The organism is Achromobacter sp. T5-5 (genome assembly GCF_055397965.1).
In genome coordinates this window covers 3,863,058-3,880,950 of record NZ_AP027919.1, presented here as the reverse complement: position 1 = coordinate 3,880,950, position 17,893 = coordinate 3,863,058, and the positions used below count along the sequence as shown (strand labels likewise).

Genomic DNA, 17,893 nt, shown 5'->3' with positions numbered 1-17,893 from the left:
AAAAATACGGATACAAACGTGCGGAGGCAATTATGGGGCAAGCGACCAGGCAGCCAATGGGCGAATAGCGACGGAAAAGGGCGGCTTGGCGAGGAATCGAACCTACCGGGAAAAACCGGACAGGGGCTATCGTTCCTGAGCCGGGACGACGCGCATGCGCGCTCTCCGGCGGGGGCAATGCGCCGCGGTGCGGGAGGATGTCCCTGCGAGCCACAACAGAAATGCGCGCAAACGAAATGCGTGCAAGAGACACGGGCGCAAAAAGAAACAAGCCGGCGGCTGCCGGCTTGTTTGTTCGACCAGGTGCGAAGCACCCGGTGCGATGAGGAGGGCAGGAGCGTCTTGCGAGCTTCCCGCCCAACCGTCGGGCGTTGCGGCGTGATTAACGCAGCAGCGACAGAACGGTTTGCGGCACTTGGTTGGCCTGGGCCAGAACCGAGGTGCCAGCCTGTTGCAGGATCTGAGCCTTGGACATGTTCGACACTTCCGTGGCGTAGTCCGCGTCTTGAATACGCGAGCGGGCCGACGACAGGTTGTTCACGACGTTGTTCAGGTTGGCGATCGTCGATTCCAGACGGTTCTGCACGGCACCCAGTTCACCGGTCAGCTTGTCCAGCTTGGTGAAGGCAGCGTCCAGGGTCTTCAGCGGATCGGTGGTCTTGTCACCGGCGCTGGTGGTTTCGGTCGTCAGCTTGCCATCCGAACCGACCAGGACCTTGGCGCCATCAGCCGAAGCGTATTGGCCGGCGGTCGCGCTGTTGTCACCGACGACGGTGACTTCACCGGTGTCAGCGTTGATCTTGTACGACGTGTCGAACGTTTGGATGTCGGTCAGTTCGCCCTTGTTGTCGACCCAGGTGTTGTTCGAGTCGGTGGTGGCGGTGGCGAACGTCACGGCGGCGGACGTGATGCCCGAGCCGAGGGTCACGGTCGAAGCAGCGGTCGAGGAGCCCAGGGCGCTCAGGACGTCAGCGGTCGTGGCGACAGCGGTGTACGACAGTTCGTCGGCAGCGCTGTGGCTGTACTTGGTGCCGCCGATGGTGACCGAGCTGTTGGCTTCGGTACCGACCGAGGTCAGGACGTCGTCCAGCGTGGCTTGCGTGAGGGCGCCGCTGGCGTCGTTGGTGGTCAGTTCGCCCGCTGCGTTCAGGAATGCAGCGTTGCCGCCGATCGTGATCTTGCCGGCTGCGTCGACGTCGAACGAGGCGCTCTTGCCCGTCGAGATTTCGTAGGTGCCCGAAATCGTGCCGCTGCTGGGCTTGATCTTGTTGGCCAGAGCCGTCACGTCAGCGCCGACGGTCGTATCGACAGTCTTCGTGTACGTGAAGTTGCCCTTGGCGGCATCGTACGTGTAGGTGGCGCCGCCGCCGACAGCGACGGTGTTGCCGTCTTCCATCTTGCTCAGCACGGTTTCAGCGGAGGCAGCGTTGAACGTCGTGGTGGCCTTGTAGGTGCCGTCGCCTTGCAGGGCGCCGCCTTGAGCGATCACGTCGGTCACGGTGGCCGAGCGGTTTTGCGTCACGCCCTTGCCGTTCACGTTGAAGCCGTCCAGACCCAGCGTCTTGACGCTGATTTCCGACAGGTTCAGGGTGATGGTTTCGCCGTCATTGGCGCCGACTTGCAGCGTCAGGGGCTTGGCGGAGTCGGACAGGACCTTCACGCCGTTGAAGTCGGTTTGTTCCGAGATGCGGTCGATGTCGGCCAGGCGCTGGTTGATTTCGCCTTGGACCGAATCCAGCTGTTCTTGCGAGTAGCTGCCGTTCGAAGCCTGCACGGTCAGTTCGCGGATACGCTGCAGGTGGGTGTTGACTTCGGAGGCGGCGCCTTCCGTCGTCTGGGCCAGCGAGATACCGTCGTTGGCGTTACGAGCAGCTTGCGTCAGGCCGCGGACGTTGGCGGTGAAGCGGTTGGCAATGGCCATACCGGCGGCGTCGTCCTTGGCGCTGTTGATGCGCAGGCCCGACGACAGGCGCTCGATGGCGGTGCCCAGGGAAGATTGCGACTTGTTCAGGTTGTTCTGAGCAACGAGCGACAAGTAGTTGGTATTGATGACTGCAGCCATGTTTAGGCTCCCAAGAGAGAAAGGCTTCTTCAAACCGGGCAGCTAGGCCGCCCAAACTGTAACGGTGAGGTATCGACTTGCTTGCTGAATCTCTTCCGTTGCCAGGATAACGACAGGGCCAAATCAATCTTTAGGGCAAATTTTCGATATCGGCGAATATTTGCATTTCTCGGGAGGCGGGCCGCCAGGGAATCCCTTGATGACGTGCCCGCGCATAGCGGGGGGCGCAGGCACGTATTGCCTATCAACAACCGTGGGCTACAGCAGGACGCCTCGCGACCTCAGGACGCCGATCGCATCGGAAAGCAGCGTCTGTGCCGTGGAATCGAGATTGCGCACCCGCTTTAGCGACTTGCCCGACGGGTGGCTGACTTCGCCGCTCGCCAGCGCATCGCGCAGCAGGGTGCGCAGGTCCGTGATCGCGGTCTGGCCGTCGATGTGCCGGACGACGAACTTGCTGACCTCGTCGGCGGGCAACTGGACGTGGTGGTGCCACAAGTTGTAGATACCCACCGGCAGTGTGTCGCTGCTGGCCAGCCGCTGCAGGCACTCCAGGCCGGGAATCCACTGGGGTTTGGCCGCGGGGGGAAGATAGCCCGTCGATTCGATGCGGTACTCCAGCGCGCTGACGTTGAGGATCAGCACCAGGTGGGTCAGCACCAGTTCCGCCAATTCGTCTTGCGATATCCCCTTTTTGGCCTTGGAGCGGGCAGCGTCCATCAGCTCGGCAAAGGGCAGGGCGCGGGGCCAGGCGAGTCGCAGCGCTTCGGCGACGGCAACAAAGGTGGGCTCGATGCTGGCGATGCCTTTGCCGCGCGCGGTGCGGTAATGCCGTTCCTTGGACGGTGCGCCGGCGGGCGCCTTGGCTGCGGTCAGATTCGCGCCGAAGTGCATTTTCTCGAACACATTGACTTCAGGCGTTTCCAGAATCTCCGGTGCGCGTTCCTGGTGGACGAGCAAGCTCTTGCGGAATTGGCGTCCCACCGCGAAGTCCAGATATTGCTCGCGCATTTCCTTGGGGGCGTCGGCCGAAAGCGCGTTATGCAGTACGGCAACATTGTTTCCATAATTGCTGGCCATGCAGGATTGCGGTTCTGCGTCCGTCAGATAAGCCAGGCCCGCTTGCTGCGCCGCCGCCGCAAACTCCAGGAAATAGCAGGGCGAATTAACCGCTTCCAGATATTCGTGGACCAGGTAATAGTCGGAATGCCTGCGCAATTGGCGGGCCGCGTGTTGCAGCGCGGAGCGCAGCGGATTGCCCTCGGCAAGCCCATTTTCCAGCATGCTCAGCATGTCTTTCGCGCGCGACAGGCGTTCCTGCGCGGTTTGGGCGCCGTGGCTGTTCAGAATCATGGCATCGCGCACCACGTCCGACGCCTTCCAGCCTGGATAGGTGTTGTAGCTGATGTACGCGATGCCGTTGGGCGAAAGGTTTTCGCGGCACACGCGCAGGATGGCGTCCCGGACGACCGGCGGCACCCAGCTGAATACCCCGTGCACGATGATGTAATCGAACTGACCGAAATCCTTGCTGATGTCGGTGATGCTCATCGCGCGCAAGTCGATATTCTTCAGCCCCATGGCCTTGATGACGGCCTGCCCGGATTCGACCTGCTGCGCCGACAGGTCGACGCCCGTGGCGTGCGCGCCCGGATGGGCGGCTGCAAAGGGCAGCAGGTTGCCGCCGGCCGCGCAACCCAGTTCCAGGATGCGCGCCGTTTCGATGGCGGGCGCCTGCAATCCGTACAGCGAGGCGACGGCGCGCAAATGGCCAGGCGCGGTCAGCGGGAAGGCATAGGATTCGTATGGCGTTTCGTCGTAGGCGTCGGAAAGCGCCTGCACGATGTCGTCTGTTTGATTCATAACGGATTCCAGGGCGGAAGGAGGGCTGTACCGGCGACATTGCGGAAACCGTCGGTACCTAGATGAATGGTGGCGATAGCCTAGCAGCGGCGTCGGGCTGCAAATGCGGGGAATAGCGCCGGAATTGCAGGGGATTCCGGCATGCAGGCCGGCCGTCAGCGCGTGTGACGGCCGTCCTTAGATGATCTGCGCGATCTGCCCCTCAACCGGCAACTCCTGCCAAGCCTGATCCTTCAACCTCGCCCGGATCCGCGCCGTTGCCTGCGACCGCAGCTGACAAACCCGCGCCTCGGTCACATTCATGATCGCCCCGATTTCCTTCAGGTTCAGCCCCTGCTCGTAACACAGCGACAGCAGCAGCTTTTCGCGGTCGGGCAGGGCATCGATCGCGTGGACCAACGCCTGGCGGAAATCCCCGGCCAGCAGCGCGTCCAGCGGGTTGCCGCCTGCCGAGCCGTGATTCAGGGTGGCGGACCAGTCGGCCTGGCTGGAAGACGAGTCGGGTTCGGTCGTGAAATCTTCGTAATGGACGATCTGCACGCCTTGCGCGTCGTGCAGGAGCGTCTGGTAATCGCTCAGCGGGATATCGAGCTGGGCGGCGATCTCGGTCTCGGTGGGCGCTCGCATTAAACGCTGTTCAAGAAGCTGGATTGCCTGTTCAATCTTGCGTGCCTTGGTGCGCACGCTGCGGGGCAGCCAATCCTGGCCGCGCAATTCATCCAGCATCGCGCCACGAATGCGGGTCGTGGCGTAGGTCTCGAATTGGGCGTCCGCGGTTTCCTGGTAGCGGCGGACGGCGTCGAGCAGGCCGATCATGCCGGCTTGTATCAGGTCGTCGAGTTCAACGCTCGCGGGAAGCCGGGCAAGCAATTGCAGGGCCAGCTTCCGAACTAGTGGCGCATATTCGACCAGGCTGTCATCTGCGTGGGGCATTGCGGGAATTCTGGCGGAGTCCATCGTGAAGCGCGGTCGTTGTTGTCAATTTGCGACATTGTCGACAAGCGCGGCTACGGTAAAGCGGACGAATCTGAAGCGTCGGCAAGATGCCATTGTCGGCACTCGAGGGCCTTTCATTTCAGGAAGTACGCAACTTTTTGAATGCTTATTTGGCAAATTGACGAAAATTTGTCACGAACTTCTATGTCAAGGTGTATCTAGAAAGGCACGTTGCGCAACATCAACAAAGATTTGTCATATAAGTCATAGAAAATGACATGACCTGTGGTAAATTTTACTTAAATTGCGAACAAATGATACATTTCGCATTAAAACAGGATGCAGCGAGCGGACAGGTAACAGACGTTGCCTGCGCTATCGGTAATCAAGCCCCTCGGGTGGGATAGGGATAGGGAGTACGGCGTGCAACAAGTAGAAAATTCTTTGCTGGCAGATATTCGCGAAGTGAATCTGTCATATCTGTTACTGGCTCAGCGGATGTTGCGTGATGATTACGCGGCATCGATGTTCCGACTGGGTTTCAGCAACGAGGTCGCTGACATCCTCATGCGCCTCTCGCCTGCACAGCTCGTGAAGCTGGCCAGCTCCAGCTCGCTGTTGTGCCGTTTCCGTTTCGACGATTACAGCCTGCTGTCCGCGCTGACCCACGACGTGTTGGGTGGTGCGCTGCAGCAAGCGCATGCAACCATCCTGCTCGCCAAACAACCCGTCGAAGAACTGGCCTGACGGCCTGAGAATCCCACTCGGACACACCTGTCATGGCCTCCAAGAGCGTTTCCCAAGAAGCGGACGACATTCTGCTCGCCAGTTCCATGATCACCCTGGGCGCGCGCCTTCAGGTGCTGGAGGCTGAAACCAGCCTCAGCCACGATCGCCTCGCCCGCCTGTATCGCGAAATCCGCGGCTGCTCGCCACCCAAGGGCATGCTGCCTTTTTCGGTTGACTGGTTCATGACCTGGCTCCCGAACATCCACTCGTCGCTCTTCTACAACGTGTATTCGTTCCTGAATACGCGCACCACCAGCAAAGGCATACGCGCCACCATCGACGCCTATCGCCTGTATCTCGAAAACGCGGGGCAGGAAGCCACGGATTCCGGTGAGCCTGTCCTCAGCTTCACCCGGGCGTGGATGCTGGTGCGATTCTTCGACAGCGGCATGCTGCAGCTATCGGCGTGCCGTCAATGCGGCGGCCATTTCATCGCCCATGCCCATGATCCCCAGTCGGATTTTGTGTGCGCCATCTGCCGGCCGCCACCCCGTGCGGGCAAGACGCGCGCGGCGGCCAAGGCGCGGGCGGGCAGCCGTCCCGCACCCGCCGCGACCGTCGCGCCGGCCTGATCGGGCGTCCAAATACATCAAAAGCCCTGGAAAACACCCCCTAACCCGCCTTTTTGGGGCAGGGGGGACAGGGGATCATTGACGCAAGTTATAGACTTCGTTGGCAGGGGCCCGTTGTGTTGATTGTTATCGGTTTTCTCGTGGTGATCGTGTCGGTCGTCGGCAGCTTCATAGCGCTGGGCGGCCACTTGGGCGCGCTTTACCAGCCCTTCGAGCTGACGCTGATCTTTGGGGCGGCCTTTGGCGCGTTCCTGGCGGGCAACAGCAAGAAGTCGCTGGGGCTGGTCAAAAAGGCGCTTCCCGATGCCCTCAAGAGCTCGCGCTACAGCAAAGACGTGTACATGGAGCTGATGGCGCTCCTGTATGTGTTGCTGAACAAGGCGCGCCGCGAGGGCCTGATGGCCATCGAATCGCACATCGAGGATCCGGGCTCCAGCCCGATCTTCAGCGAATATCCCCGCATCGCCAAAGACGAGAAGCTCATGGAGTTCATCACGGACTACCTGCGCATCATGATCAGCGGCAACATGAGCTCGTTCGAGATCGAGACGCTCATGGACGAGGAAATCGAAACCTACCGCCACGAGCGCGAAGTCCCGGCCCATGCGCTGCAGCAGATGGCCGACGGCCTGCCCGCGTTCGGTATCGTCGCGGCGGTGCTGGGCGTGATCAAGGCGCTGGCCGCCGTGGACCAGCCGCCCGCCATCCTGGGCGACCTGATCTCCAAGGCCATGGTCGGCACGTTCCTGGGCATTCTGCTGGCGTACGGCTTTGTCGGTCCGCTGGCATCCCGCGTCGAGCGCCGCACGGACGAAGCCATGAAAGTGCTGGAATGCATCAAGACCACGCTGCTTGCCAGCATGAACGGGTATCCGCCCCAACTGGCGGTGGAATTCGGCCGCAAGGTGCTGTTCTCGTCGGTGCGTCCGACCTTCGGTGAGCTGGAAGAGCACGTCCGGCAGACCAAGTCGACCGGCAAGGCCTGACGGAGCGGGCCATGAGCACGGTAAACAATCACCGTGTGGTGATCCGCCGCAAGAAGGTCAAGGGCGGCGGTCATCACGGGGGAAGCTGGAAGATCGCGTACGCCGACTTCATCACGGCAATGATGGCGTTCTTTCTGGTGATGTGGCTGATCAGCATCGTGCCGCGCGAGGAACTGAAGGGCATCGCGGAATACTTCCGCATGCCGCTGCGCGTCGCCATCACCGGCGGGCCCAGCAGTTCGGCCGAGACCAGCGCCGTTCCCGGCGGCGGGCAGGACCCGCTGCGCAGCGAGGGCGACGTGCGCCGCGGCCAGGGCAACCGGGTCGAGTCCCAGCCCATGGGCGACGCCGAGCGCCGCGAGCAGCATCGCCTCGAAAACCTCAAGCGGCGCCTCGAAAACGTCATCGAGTCCAGCCCCGTCCTGAAGTCCTTCCGGCCGCAGCTCTTGATCGACCTGACGACCGAGGGCCTGCGCATCCAGATCATCGACAACCAGAACCGCCCGATGTTCGCGACCGGCCGCGCCGAAGTGCAGCCGTACATGCGAGACATCCTGCGCGAGCTGGGTCCGGTCCTGAACGAACTGCCCAACAAGGTCAGCATCTCGGGCCATACCGACGCGTCGCAGTATGCGCGCGGCGAGCGCGCCTACAGCAATTGGGAGCTCTCGGCCGACCGGGCGAACGCCTCGCGCCAGGAATTGGTGGCGGGCGGCATGAACGAAAGCAAGGTCATGCGCATCCAGGGTCTGTCTTCCAGCATGAGCCTGGTTAAAGATGATCCGTATGCAGCCGTTAATAGACGCATCAGCCTGGTGGTGCTCAACCAAAGCACCCAGAAGCGCATCGAAAGCGAGAACGCCGCAGCCGCGGACGTGAGCGCCAAGGATGCGCGCGAGGTGGGGACGGCCGTGCAGGCGGTGCAAGCCGCCGGCCAGGCCGCAACGGCAACCAAGCAGGGCGAGGCGGAGAACACCCCGCCCGCTGAAGGGGTTCGATAGCAATGGCGGCAACGATACTCGTGGCGGACGACTCTGCAACGATGCGGATGATCGTGCAGGCGACGCTGACCGGCGCGGGCTGGAAGGTGCTGACGGCCTGCAACGGCCAGGAAGCGCTGGAGGTGGCGATGGCCAACCCGGTGGACCTGGTCGTCAGCGACTGGAACATGCCCGTCAAGGGCGGGCTGGAGTTGATCCAGGGGCTGCGCGAAGCGGACCGGTACATGGATGTGCCGGTGCTGGTGCTGACCACCGAAGACGACGTGGACAGCAAGATGGCGGCCCGGGATCTGGGTGTATGCGGCTGGCTTTCCAAGCCGGTGGATCCCGATGTGCTGGTTGAATTGGCGACCGAACTGCTCGATGAGCAGGCCGGCGCGTAAGCAGGTTCATTTAGGAAGGCGTACGGGTCATGAGTTCTGGTTTGGACCTCAGTCAGTTTTACGAGACCTTTTTCGACGAGGCGGACGAGCTGCTCGCGCAAATGGAGCAGCTCCTGCTCGAGCTCGATGTGGGTGCGCCCGACATCGAGCAGCTCAACGCCATTTTCCGCGCGGCCCATTCGATCAAGGGGGGCGCGGCGACGTTCGGCTGTTTCACGCAGCTGGCGGGCACGACCCATCTGCTTGAAAACCTTCTGGACGCGATCCGTCGCGGCGAAATGGCGCTGCGCACGGACATGATTGATATTTTCTTGGAAACGAAAGACGTGCTCAAAAGCCAACTGGATGCCTATCGGGCCTCCGAAGAGCCCGATGATGCCGTGTTTGAGCGTATCTGCGCCGTGTTGAGGCAGCTTGCGCTGGAGCATAAGGATCCCGCGGCGGCCGCTGCCCCGGCGCCCGCCGCCCCGGCCCCGGCACCCGCCCCGGTGCAGCAGGCGCCCCAGCCCCAGCCCGAACCCGTGGCGCCTGCCGCGCCCGCCGCCGCGGCCGCGGAATCGGGCGCGCAGGCCGGCGGCCTGCCGCTGCGCGTGCGCATCACCAAGGTATCGGACAAGGACGCCGCGTCCCTGCTCGAAGAAATGGGCAATCTCGGCACCGTCAAGGCGAGCGACCGTAGCAACGGCGCGCTGACCGTGTGGGTCGAGAGCACCTGCACGCCCGACGACATCGAGGCCGTGTGCTGCTTCATCGTCGACGGCGACCAGCTCAGCATTACCCGTGAGGCGGCTCCCGCCAGCGGCGACGCCGCGCCTGCGGTAGCCGAAGCCGCGCCGGCCGCGCAGCCGGCCCCCGCGCCGGTTGCCGCGCCTGTGCCGGAAGCGCCCGTGGCCGAATCGGCTGCTGCCGCCGATGCCCCGGCTGCCCGCGCGGCCGCCCGGCCGGCCGCCGCCGCACCTGCCCACGCGGACAAGGAATCGACGTCGATCCGCGTCGGCGTGGAAAAAGTCGACCAGGTGATCAACCTGGTGGGCGAACTGGTCATCACGCAGGCCATGCTGGCCCAGACCGCCTCGACGCTGGATCCGGTGCTGCACGACCGCCTGCTCAATGGCATGGAACAGCTTGAGCGCAACGCCCGCGACCTGCAGGAAGCGGTCATGTCCATTCGCATGATGCCGATGGATTACGTGTTCAGCCGCTTCCCGCGCCTGGTGCGCGACATCGCCGGCAAGATGGGCAAGCAGATCGAACTGCAGACCTACGGCCGCGCGACTGAGCTGGACAAGAGCCTGATCGAGCGCATCATCGACCCGCTGACCCACCTGGTGCGCAACAGCCTGGACCACGGCATCGAAACGCCCGAAAAGCGTATCGCCGCGGGCAAGGATCCGGTCGGGCAGCTCGTCTTGTCCGCGCAGCACAACGGCGGCAACATCGTCATCGAAGTCAGCGACGACGGTGGCGGCCTGAACCGCGAAAAGATCCTGAAAAAGGCCATGGCGCAGGGCCTGGCCGTGAACGAGAATTCGCCTGACGACGAGATCTGGCAGCTCATTTTCGCGCCGGGCTTCTCGACCGCGGAAAAGGTCACGGACATTTCCGGCCGCGGCGTCGGCATGGACGTGGTGCGCCGGAACATCCAGGACATGGGCGGCCACGTGCAGCTGTCGTGCGAACCGGGCCACGGCACCACGACGCGCATCGTGCTGCCGCTGACGCTGGCGATCCTGGACGGGATGTCGGTGCGCGTGGGCGAGGAAACCTTCATCCTGCCGCTGAATCACGTCACCGAGTCGCTGCAGCCCACGAACGACCAGATCTATTCGGTGGCGGGCAACGAGCGCGTCATGCACGTGCGCGGCGAATACCTGCCGCTGGTGGAGATGCACCGCGTGTTCTCGGTGGGCGAGGCCCAGACCGATCCCACGCAGGCGATCGCCGTCATCATGCAGGCCGAAGACCGCCGCTTTGCGCTGCTGGTCGATCATCTGATCGGGCAGCACCAGGTGGTCGTGAAGAATCTGGAATCGAATTACCGCAAGGTCCCGGGCATTTCCGCCGCCACCATTCTTGGCGATGGCAGCGTGGCCCTGATTGTCGACGTATTTGCGCTCGCGCGCGCCAACCGGGAACGCTGGTCGCAGCCCGAAGCCGTTCTGAATTGATGGAGCACTAAAAATCATGGCAGCCAAACCGCATGCGCAAGCCGCGCGCAACGAAGATGTCGGCAGCGAGTTCCTGGTCTTCACGCTGGGCGACGAAGAATACGGCATCGACATCCTGAAGGTGCAGGAAATCCGCGGCTACGACGCCGACACGGTTACCCGCATCGCAAACGTTCCCCCGTTCATCAAGGGCGTGACGAACCTGCGCGGCATCATCGTGCCGATCGTGGACCTGCGCATCAAGTTCAACCTGGGCCGCGTCGAATACAACGAGCAGACCGTCGTCATCATCCTGAACCTGGACCGCCGCGTCGTCGGCATCGTGGTGGACGGTGTGTCCGACGTGCTGATGCTCAATTCGGGCCAGATCCGTCCGGCGCCCGAATTCGGCGCCACGCTGTCGACCGAATATCTCACCGGCCTGGGCACGGTGGATGAGCGGATGCTGATCCTGGTGGATATCGAAAAGCTGATGACCAGCGACGAAATGGCGTTGGTGGAGAAGGTCGCCTCCTGATCGGAGTCCGGCCGGAATGCGGGGTAGAGGCGCCATATTGATCGCGATGTGGCGCTTTCCTTTAACGATTGCAGTCTAGGGATGGTCTTGTGATGCGCAAGTTTTTCGCGAACATGACGATACGCAGCAGCCTGTTGTGGGTGCTGGCGTTTTTCTCATTCATGTTGGTGATCGGAGCCGCGCTGGGTGTGCTGTCGCTGCGCGTCAGCAACGGGACGCTGGCTGAAATCAAGCAATCGCAGGAACTGGATGACGCCGTCAGCCGCGTCGTGTCGAGCTACAAGGACACGTTGAACGGCCTGGGCCGCGCCGCGTCGGCGAACTACGCGGACATCGTGCGCAGCGTGGGCCAGCCGGCCCTGTTGACGCAAGGGCTGTCGAGCGAGGCGGCCGGCCTGCTGGAGCGCGCGAAGGCGTCGCTCAACAAGGGGCAGGCCGAGTTCGACTTCTTCAAGACGCTGCCCCGGCCCCCCGAAGCGGCCGAGGCGCTCAAGGAAATCGAGGACTCCTACGCGGTCCTCGTGCAGCAGGGCCTCACCCCGCTGGTCGGCGCGCTGGAGAAGGCGGACATGACGGCCTACCAGACGCAGGTCCAGAAGGTGCAGGACGCGCTGGAAGGCCGTTTCGCGCGCGCCGTCGAAGGCTTCGATTTCTGGCGCGCCAGCAAGATGATGGACGCGTTCGACGTGGCGCAGGTGCGCTACCAGTTCGTCTTGATGGCCGTCGGCGCCGGCGGCATCATCGCCGCGCTGCTGGTCTTTGCTACCTATGTTTTCCTGCGCCGCCGCGTGCTGCAGCCGTTGAAGGAAGCCGGCCACCACTTCGACCGCATTGCGGGCGGCGACCTGACGGCCCGCGTGGAGGTCAGCAACACCAACGAAATCGGCCAGCTCTTTGCGGCGCTCAAGCGCATGCAGGAAAGCCTGACGCGCACGGTTGCCTCGGTGCGCCGCGGCGTGGACGAAATCAACGTCGGGTCGCACGAGATCGCGGCCGGCAACACCGACCTGTCCAGCCGCACCGAGCAGCAGGCCGCCTCGCTGGAAGAGACCGCTGCCTCGATGGAAGAGCTGGCCTCGACCGTGAAGCAGAACGCCGACAACGCGCGCCAGGCCAATCAACTGGCCGCCAGCGCATCGGACGTGGCCGAGCGCGGCGGTTCGGCGGTGTCGGAAGTGGTGCACACCATGGAAGGCATTTCGGCCAGCTCGCGCAAGATCTCGGAAATCGTGTCGGTCATCGACGGCATCGCGTTCCAGACCAACATCCTGGCGCTGAACGCCGCGGTGGAAGCGGCGCGCGCGGGCGAGCAGGGCAAGGGTTTTGCGGTGGTGGCGGGCGAAGTGCGCTCGCTGGCGCAGCGCAGCGCGCAGGCCGCCAAAGAAATCAAGGGCCTGATCGAGGATTCGGTGTCCAAGGTGGGCGCGGGTTCGCAGCAGGTCGAACGCGCCGGCGCGACGATGCAGGAAATCGTGGCCTCGGTGAAGCGCGTGACGGACATCATGGGCGAGATCTCGGCGGCGTCCGAGGAGCAGTCCAGCGGCATCGACCAGGTGAACCGCGCGGTGTCGCAGATGGACGAAGTGACGCAGCAGAACGCGGCGCTGGTGGAAGAGGCCGCGGCCGCCGCCGGCTCGCTGCAGGAACAGGCGCAGCGCCTGGCCGAAGCGGTCGCGGTGTTCAAGATCAACACGGGCGAAGTCATCGAAGTGCCGGCGCATCGCCTGTCTTCGGTGCACGCCACTTATGACGATGCCCGCCTGCAAGCGCCCGATGCGCCTGCGCTGGGACGCTGAGGATACGCGTGGCAACTTCGGCGAATACGGCCCCGTCCATTCCGGTGGACCGCCAGTTTGACTTCCGGGACGCGGACTTTTCCCGCGTCCGCAAGATGATCCACGCGCGCGCCGGCATTTCGCTGGGCACGCACAAGCGCGAGATGGTCTACAGCCGTCTGGCGCGGCGGCTGCGCGCCCTGGGCGGGCAGGACTTCGCCAGCTATCTCGACAGCCTGGAAAACGAGCCGGACGCAGCGGAGTGGGAAGACTTCATCAATGCGCTCACGACGAACCTGACGGCGTTCTTCCGCGAGTCGCACCACTTCCCGATCCTGGCGGACTTTGCCAAGAAGCGCGGCGGACCGGTGTCGGTCTGGTGCTGTGCGGCGTCCACGGGCGAAGAGCCGTATTCCATCGCGATCACGCTGACCGAAGCCCTGGGCCCGCGCGCCGCGGGCTCGACCGTGCTGGCGACGGACATCGACACCAACGTGCTGAACAAGGCGCGTAGCGGCGTCTATCCGTACGAGCGCGTCGCGAAGATGGAAGCCGACCGCCTGCGCCGGTTCTTCCTGAAGGGGCGCGGCGCGAACGAAGGGCACGTGCGGGTGCGACCCGAGATCGCCGACATGGTGCGCTACGAGACGCTGAACCTGCTGTCGCCTTCGTGGGGGATCACGGAAAAATTCGACGTGATCTTCTGCCGCAACATCATGATCTATTTCGACAAGCCGACCCAGGCCAAGATCCTGGAGCGGTTCGTGCCGCTGATGAAGCCGGGCGGCCTGCTGTTCGCCGGCCACTCGGAGAACTTTACGTACATCAGCCGCGATTTCCGCCTGCGCGGGCAGACGGTCTACGAATGCGCAAATAAGGCCTGACCGGGCCAGGGCAGCAAAGAATATGAAGAAAATCAGTGTTTTGTGTGTGGACGACTCGGCGCTCGTGCGCGGCTTGATGACCGAAATCATCAATAGCCAGCCGGATATGGAAGTGGTCGCCACGGCCCCCGATCCGCTGGTCGCGCGTGAGCTGATCAAGCGGCACAACCCGGACGTGCTGACGCTGGACGTGGAAATGCCCCGCATGGACGGGCTGGATTTCCTGGAAAAGCTGATGCGCCTGCGCCCCATGCCGGTGGTGATGGTGTCGTCGCTGACCGAGCGCGGCGGGGAAATCACCCTGCGCGCGCTGGAACTGGGCGCCATCGATTTCGTCACCAAGCCCAAGCTGGGCATCCGCGACGGCCTGCTCGAATACACCGAACTCATCGCCGACAAGATCCGCGCCGCTTCGCGCGCCAAGCTGCGCGCGCCCACGCCCCATGCGGCGCCGGCCGCGCCCGCGGCCATGCTGCGGCGTCCGCTGTCCAGCTCGGAAAAGCTGGTCATCGTGGGCTCGTCGACGGGCGGCACCGAGGCCATCCGCGAAGTGCTGCAGCCGCTGCCGCCCGACAGCCCCGCCATCCTGATTACGCAGCACATGCCGGCCGGCTTCACGCGCTCGTTCGCGCAGCGCCTGGACGCCCTGTGCGCCGTGACCGTGCGCGAGGCCGTGCATGGCGAACGGGTACTGCCCGGGCACGTGTATCTGGCGCCGGGCGGCGAAACGCACATGCGGCTGGGCCGCAGCGGCGCCAACTACGTGATCGAGCTGGAAGCCAGCGAACCCGTCAACCGCCACCGCCCGTCGGTGGACGTGCTGTTCAACTCCGCAGCCGTCGCGGCCGGCAAGAACGCCATCGGCGTGATCCTGACGGGGATGGGCAAGGACGGCGCCGCCGGCATGCTGGCCATGCACCGGGCGGGCGCGCACACGATCGCGCAGGACGAAGCGAGCTGCGTGGTCTTCGGCATGCCCCGCGAGGCCATCGCCATCGGGGCTGCTTCTGAAGTGGTGCCGTTGTCGGCGATGAGCGAACGCATTCTGACTCGCCTGGGCGACCGTGGGCACCGCGTTTGACGCGGACTGACGCCACGATCGATCTCAAGCAAATTTTTTCTGGAGTGAAAGATGGTAGACAAGGGCCTGAAGATTCTGGTGGTGGATGACTTCCCCACTATGCGGCGGATCATCCGCAACCTGCTCAAAGAGCTGGGTTTCGAAAACGTGGATGAGGCCGAGGACGGCGCCATTGGCCTGGAGAAGCTGCGCAACGGCGGCTTCCAGTTCGTGGTGTCCGACTGGAACATGCCCAACCTGGACGGGCTGGAGATGCTCAAGCAGATCCGCGCCGATGCGTCGCTGGCCTCGTTGCCGGTGCTGATGGTGACGGCGGAAGCCAAAAAGGAAAACATCGTTGCGGCGGCCCAGGCCGGCGCCAACGGTTACGTGGTCAAGCCTTTCACCGCGGCGACGCTGGAAGAAAAGCTGAACAAGATCTTCGAAAAAATTGGCGGCTGAGGTGTGTGATGAGCTCAACGGAAACAGTTGACCCGACAGAGTCGCCCGACCTGATCCATCGCATCGCCTCGCTCACCCGCATGCTGCGCGACAGCATGCGCGAGCTTGGCCTGGATCAGGCGATCAAGGACGCGGCCAATGCCATTCCCGACGCGCGTGACCGTCTGCGTTATGTGGCGCAGATGACCGAGCAGGCGGCCAACCGGGTGCTCAATGCCACCGAACAGGCCGGTCCGATCCAGGACAACATGGCGCGTTCGGCGCAGGCGCTGGATAGCCGCTGGCAGCAGTGGTACGACCAGCCGCTGGAAATGCCCGAGGCGCGCGAACTGGTGAAGGACACGCGGGCCTTCCTGGCCGACGTCCCGAATCAGACGCAGCAGACCCAGTCCAAGCTCATGGAAATCATCATGGCGCAGGACTTCCAGGACCTGACGGGCCAGGTCATCATGCGCATGATGGACGTGGTGGGTGCGATCGAGCGCGAGCTGCTGCAGGTGCTGCTGGACAACGTGCCGCAAGAGCGCCGCGACGAAGCCAACAGCCTGCTCAACGGCCCGCAGATCAACCCGCAGGGCAAGACCGACGTGGTCACCAGCCAGGACCAGGTCGACGACCTGCTGGCCAGCCTGGGCTTCTGAGCCCGGCCGCGATGTCCGGCATGGGCGCAAGACGCAGGTCTTGCCGCCCGCACGCTCCAGAGGTGCCGGACATCCGCCTCCTGACGTATTCCCTAAGGGCGCAAACGCCGCCCGGCCGATAGACTCCTGCCAACAATAATCGGGGCCTTGCAGCGCGAGACAAGGCGCGCCCACGCGCGCCAGGCCATGGATGCCCGCAGAAGGCGGTCCGGGCCAGGGAAAGGAGGTTCATTGTGGCCAGATCCGTATTCCGCCTGGGCGGCATGTGGGGCTTGTTGCGACGGCTCAACCGCGGCGACGCGATGCTGTCCGAGCGCGCCCTGTCCATCAGTCCGGCCGCATGGCCGCTGTACCGTTTCCTGGCGCAGATCCGCGTGCGGGTCATGACGGTGCGCCAATCCAGTATCGAGATCGCGCTCAATGCGGCGCGCACGCAGTTCCAGGCGGGCCGCTGTTCGCTGCTGGCGCGCGAGCAGGCGCGGGCGGCCGAGGCGCTGGCGGCCAGCGGCGCCCAGATCGCCGACCTGTCCGCCTCGACTTCCACGCACGCCCGCGAGATCGCGGCGGTCTCCGGCCAGAACCTGCATGCCGCGCAGCAGGCGCTGGCCGATCTGACCGACGTCAAGGAGCGGGTCGACCGCATGACGCGGGAGATGGCGGCCTTCACCGAGGTGGTGGGGCAGTTGGCGGCGCGCGCGCAGTCGGTCGGCGACATCAGCAAGGTGATCAAGGACATTGCGCTGCAGACCCAGTTGCTGGCCTTGAACGCGGGCGTGGAGGCGGCCAGGGCAGGGGACGCGGGGCGGGGCTTTGCCGTGGTGGCCAGCGAGGTCGGCCGGCTGGCCGAGCGCGTCAACACCGCCACCAGCGACATCGGCCGCCACACGACGCAGATGCTGGATCTGGTGTCGTCCACGCAGCGCCAGACCGGCACGCTGCGCGATGACGTGGACGCTTCAGGCGCGGTGCTGGACCGCACCTGCGGCGGCTTTGAACGCTTCGTGCGGGATTTCGACAGCATGAACCGGCAGGTCGGCGACGTGGTCCAGGCGATCGGCGAGGTCGACGCCACCAATCACGGCATGAGCCAGGAAGTGGGGCGCATCGCGGCCCTGAGCGCGGACGTGCTGGAGCGGGTGGGCAGCATGTCCGGCGAGATCGACCGCATCCGCCGGCAGACCGAAAGCGTGCAAGAGGTGCTGGCCGACATGCGCACGGGCGACACGGCGTTCGACAGCCTGTCCGATTCGCTGGAGGCCTTTGCCGACGCGGCGGGCAGCCTGTTGCAGGAAGCCCGGCGGCGCGGGCTCGACGTGTTCGACCGCCACTACCAGCGCATTCCCGGCAGCGAGCCGCCGCGCTACCACACCGCCTATGACCGGACCATCGAGGAGCCCCTCACGCGCCTGCTAGACAGCGTGCTGGAGGCCGTGCCCGGCGCCATCTACACCATCCTGGTGGACAACCGGGGCTACGCGCCCGCCCACAACAGCCGCTTCTCGCACGCGCCGACCGGCGACCCCAAGGTCGACATCGCCCGGGTCCGGAACAAGCGGATCTTCGACGACCCCGTCGGCGCGCGGCTGGCCGCCAATACCGGCGCGCAATTGTTCCAGACGTATTCGCGCGACACGGGCGAGATCGTCAACGACATCTCCCTGCCCATTTATCTGGGGCCGGAACACTGGGGCGCGGTGCGCATCGGGTTGGACTATGCCCGCTTCCAGGCCGTCCTGGACGGGCAGGGCGCCGGCGACCCGGTGGCGCAGGCGGCAGGCTGAACCGCCCCGCCCG

The 17,893-nt window shown here is 64.3% G+C and carries 16 protein-coding genes; 13 read left to right on the top strand and 3 right to left on the bottom strand.

Going from position 1 to position 17,893, the window contains the following annotated elements; translation table 11 throughout:
- Positions 1–382: 382 nt before the first annotated feature.
- The 3 genes from ACZ50Q_RS17675 to ACZ50Q_RS17665 all read right to left on the bottom strand — a co-directional run bounded on the left by ACZ50Q_RS17675 (position 383) and on the right by ACZ50Q_RS17665 (position 4,858).
- Entirely contained in the window at positions 383–2,062 is a 1,680-nt protein-coding gene (locus ACZ50Q_RS17675) for a flagellin N-terminal helical domain-containing protein (RefSeq protein WP_464079118.1), read from the bottom strand.
- A 258-nt stretch (positions 2,063–2,320) separates the two neighbouring features.
- Positions 2,321–3,925, bottom strand: a complete 1,605-nt coding sequence (locus tag ACZ50Q_RS17670; RefSeq protein ID WP_464079117.1) for a methyltransferase regulatory domain-containing protein — start codon at positions 3,923–3,925, stop codon at positions 2,321–2,323.
- 177 nt (positions 3,926–4,102) lie between these two features.
- Positions 4,103–4,858, bottom strand: coding sequence for an RNA polymerase sigma factor FliA (locus tag ACZ50Q_RS17665; protein ID WP_076521365.1), 756 nt, complete (start codon positions 4,856–4,858; stop codon positions 4,103–4,105).
- Positions 4,859–5,284: 426 nt separating this feature from the next.
- On the opposite strand from ACZ50Q_RS17665, the gene flhD reads away from it, so the two are divergent.
- From flhD to ACZ50Q_RS17600, 13 genes are all read left to right on the top strand, one after another.
- The gene (gene flhD, locus ACZ50Q_RS17660) at positions 5,285–5,608 is read left to right on the top strand and encodes a flagellar transcriptional regulator FlhD (protein WP_006219025.1); all 324 of its coding nucleotides are present in this window, start codon (positions 5,285–5,287) and stop codon (positions 5,606–5,608) included.
- Between the two features lie 32 nt (positions 5,609–5,640).
- The gene (gene flhC / locus ACZ50Q_RS17655) at positions 5,641–6,222 is read left to right on the top strand and encodes a flagellar transcriptional regulator FlhC (RefSeq protein WP_076521364.1); all 582 of its coding nucleotides are present in this window, start codon (positions 5,641–5,643) and stop codon (positions 6,220–6,222) included.
- Between the two features lie 116 nt (positions 6,223–6,338).
- Positions 6,339–7,208 carry a flagellar motor stator protein MotA gene (motA, locus tag ACZ50Q_RS17650; RefSeq protein ID WP_076521363.1) on the top strand — a complete coding sequence of 290 codons (870 nt, stop codon included), beginning with the start codon at positions 6,339–6,341 and terminating at the stop codon, positions 7,206–7,208.
- 11 nt (positions 7,209–7,219) lie between these two features.
- Positions 7,220–8,209, top strand: a complete 990-nt coding sequence (gene motB / locus ACZ50Q_RS17645) for a flagellar motor protein MotB (protein ID WP_076521362.1) — start codon at positions 7,220–7,222, stop codon at positions 8,207–8,209.
- Positions 8,210–8,211: 2 nt separating this feature from the next.
- On the top strand, positions 8,212–8,592 hold the full coding sequence (locus ACZ50Q_RS17640) for a response regulator (protein WP_076521361.1): 381 nt from the start codon (positions 8,212–8,214) through the stop codon (positions 8,590–8,592).
- 29 nt (positions 8,593–8,621) lie between these two features.
- Positions 8,622–10,760 (top strand): chemotaxis protein CheA, encoded by a 2,139-nt coding sequence (gene cheA / locus ACZ50Q_RS17635; protein WP_464079116.1) that lies wholly within the window; start codon positions 8,622–8,624, stop codon positions 10,758–10,760.
- 16 nt (positions 10,761–10,776) lie between these two features.
- Positions 10,777–11,277 (top strand): chemotaxis protein CheW, encoded by a 501-nt coding sequence (gene cheW, locus ACZ50Q_RS17630; protein ID WP_076521359.1) that lies wholly within the window; start codon positions 10,777–10,779, stop codon positions 11,275–11,277.
- Between the two features lie 92 nt (positions 11,278–11,369).
- Positions 11,370–13,073, top strand: coding sequence for a methyl-accepting chemotaxis protein (locus tag ACZ50Q_RS17625; RefSeq protein WP_464079115.1), 1,704 nt, complete (start codon positions 11,370–11,372; stop codon positions 13,071–13,073).
- 8 nt (positions 13,074–13,081) lie between these two features.
- On the top strand, positions 13,082–13,936 hold the full coding sequence (locus tag ACZ50Q_RS17620) for a CheR family methyltransferase (protein ID WP_076521357.1): 855 nt from the start codon (positions 13,082–13,084) through the stop codon (positions 13,934–13,936).
- Between the two features lie 22 nt (positions 13,937–13,958).
- Positions 13,959–15,017, top strand: a complete 1,059-nt coding sequence (locus ACZ50Q_RS17615; RefSeq protein WP_464079114.1) for a protein-glutamate methylesterase/protein-glutamine glutaminase — start codon at positions 13,959–13,961, stop codon at positions 15,015–15,017.
- 51 nt (positions 15,018–15,068) lie between these two features.
- A complete protein-coding gene (gene cheY, locus ACZ50Q_RS17610; RefSeq protein ID WP_056316584.1) occupies positions 15,069–15,458 on the top strand; it encodes a chemotaxis response regulator CheY in 390 nt (129 codons plus the stop codon).
- Between the two features lie 8 nt (positions 15,459–15,466).
- Positions 15,467–16,099 carry a protein phosphatase CheZ gene (gene cheZ / locus ACZ50Q_RS17605; RefSeq protein ID WP_076521355.1) on the top strand — a complete coding sequence of 211 codons (633 nt, stop codon included), beginning with the start codon at positions 15,467–15,469 and terminating at the stop codon, positions 16,097–16,099.
- Between the two features lie 233 nt (positions 16,100–16,332).
- Positions 16,333–17,880 (top strand): methyl-accepting chemotaxis protein, encoded by a 1,548-nt coding sequence (locus tag ACZ50Q_RS17600; protein WP_464079113.1) that lies wholly within the window; start codon positions 16,333–16,335, stop codon positions 17,878–17,880.
- The last annotated feature ends 13 nt before the right edge of the window (positions 17,881–17,893 follow it).

Coding starts and splice junctions, on each gene's coding strand:
- motB (WP_076521362.1), top strand. CDS start 7,220: ATGAGCACGGTAAACAATCACCGTGTGGTGATCCGCCGCAAGAAGGTC.
- cheW (WP_076521359.1), top strand. CDS start 10,777: ATGGCAGCCAAACCGCATGCGCAAGCCGCGCGCAACGAAGATGTCGGC.
- flhC (WP_076521364.1), top strand. CDS start 5,641: ATGGCCTCCAAGAGCGTTTCCCAAGAAGCGGACGACATTCTGCTCGCC.
- cheZ (WP_076521355.1), top strand. CDS start 15,467: ATGAGCTCAACGGAAACAGTTGACCCGACAGAGTCGCCCGACCTGATC.
- ACZ50Q_RS17670 (WP_464079117.1), bottom strand. CDS start 3,925: ATGAATCAAACAGACGACATCGTGCAGGCGCTTTCCGACGCCTACGAC.
- ACZ50Q_RS17615 (WP_464079114.1), top strand. CDS start 13,959: ATGAAGAAAATCAGTGTTTTGTGTGTGGACGACTCGGCGCTCGTGCGC.
- ACZ50Q_RS17640 (WP_076521361.1), top strand. CDS start 8,212: ATGGCGGCAACGATACTCGTGGCGGACGACTCTGCAACGATGCGGATG.
- cheA (WP_464079116.1), top strand. CDS start 8,622: ATGAGTTCTGGTTTGGACCTCAGTCAGTTTTACGAGACCTTTTTCGAC.
- ACZ50Q_RS17625 (WP_464079115.1), top strand. CDS start 11,370: ATGCGCAAGTTTTTCGCGAACATGACGATACGCAGCAGCCTGTTGTGG.
- cheY (WP_056316584.1), top strand. CDS start 15,069: ATGGTAGACAAGGGCCTGAAGATTCTGGTGGTGGATGACTTCCCCACT.
- ACZ50Q_RS17665 (WP_076521365.1), bottom strand. CDS start 4,858: ATGCCCCACGCAGATGACAGCCTGGTCGAATATGCGCCACTAGTTCGG.
- ACZ50Q_RS17675 (WP_464079118.1), bottom strand. CDS start 2,062: ATGGCTGCAGTCATCAATACCAACTACTTGTCGCTCGTTGCTCAGAAC.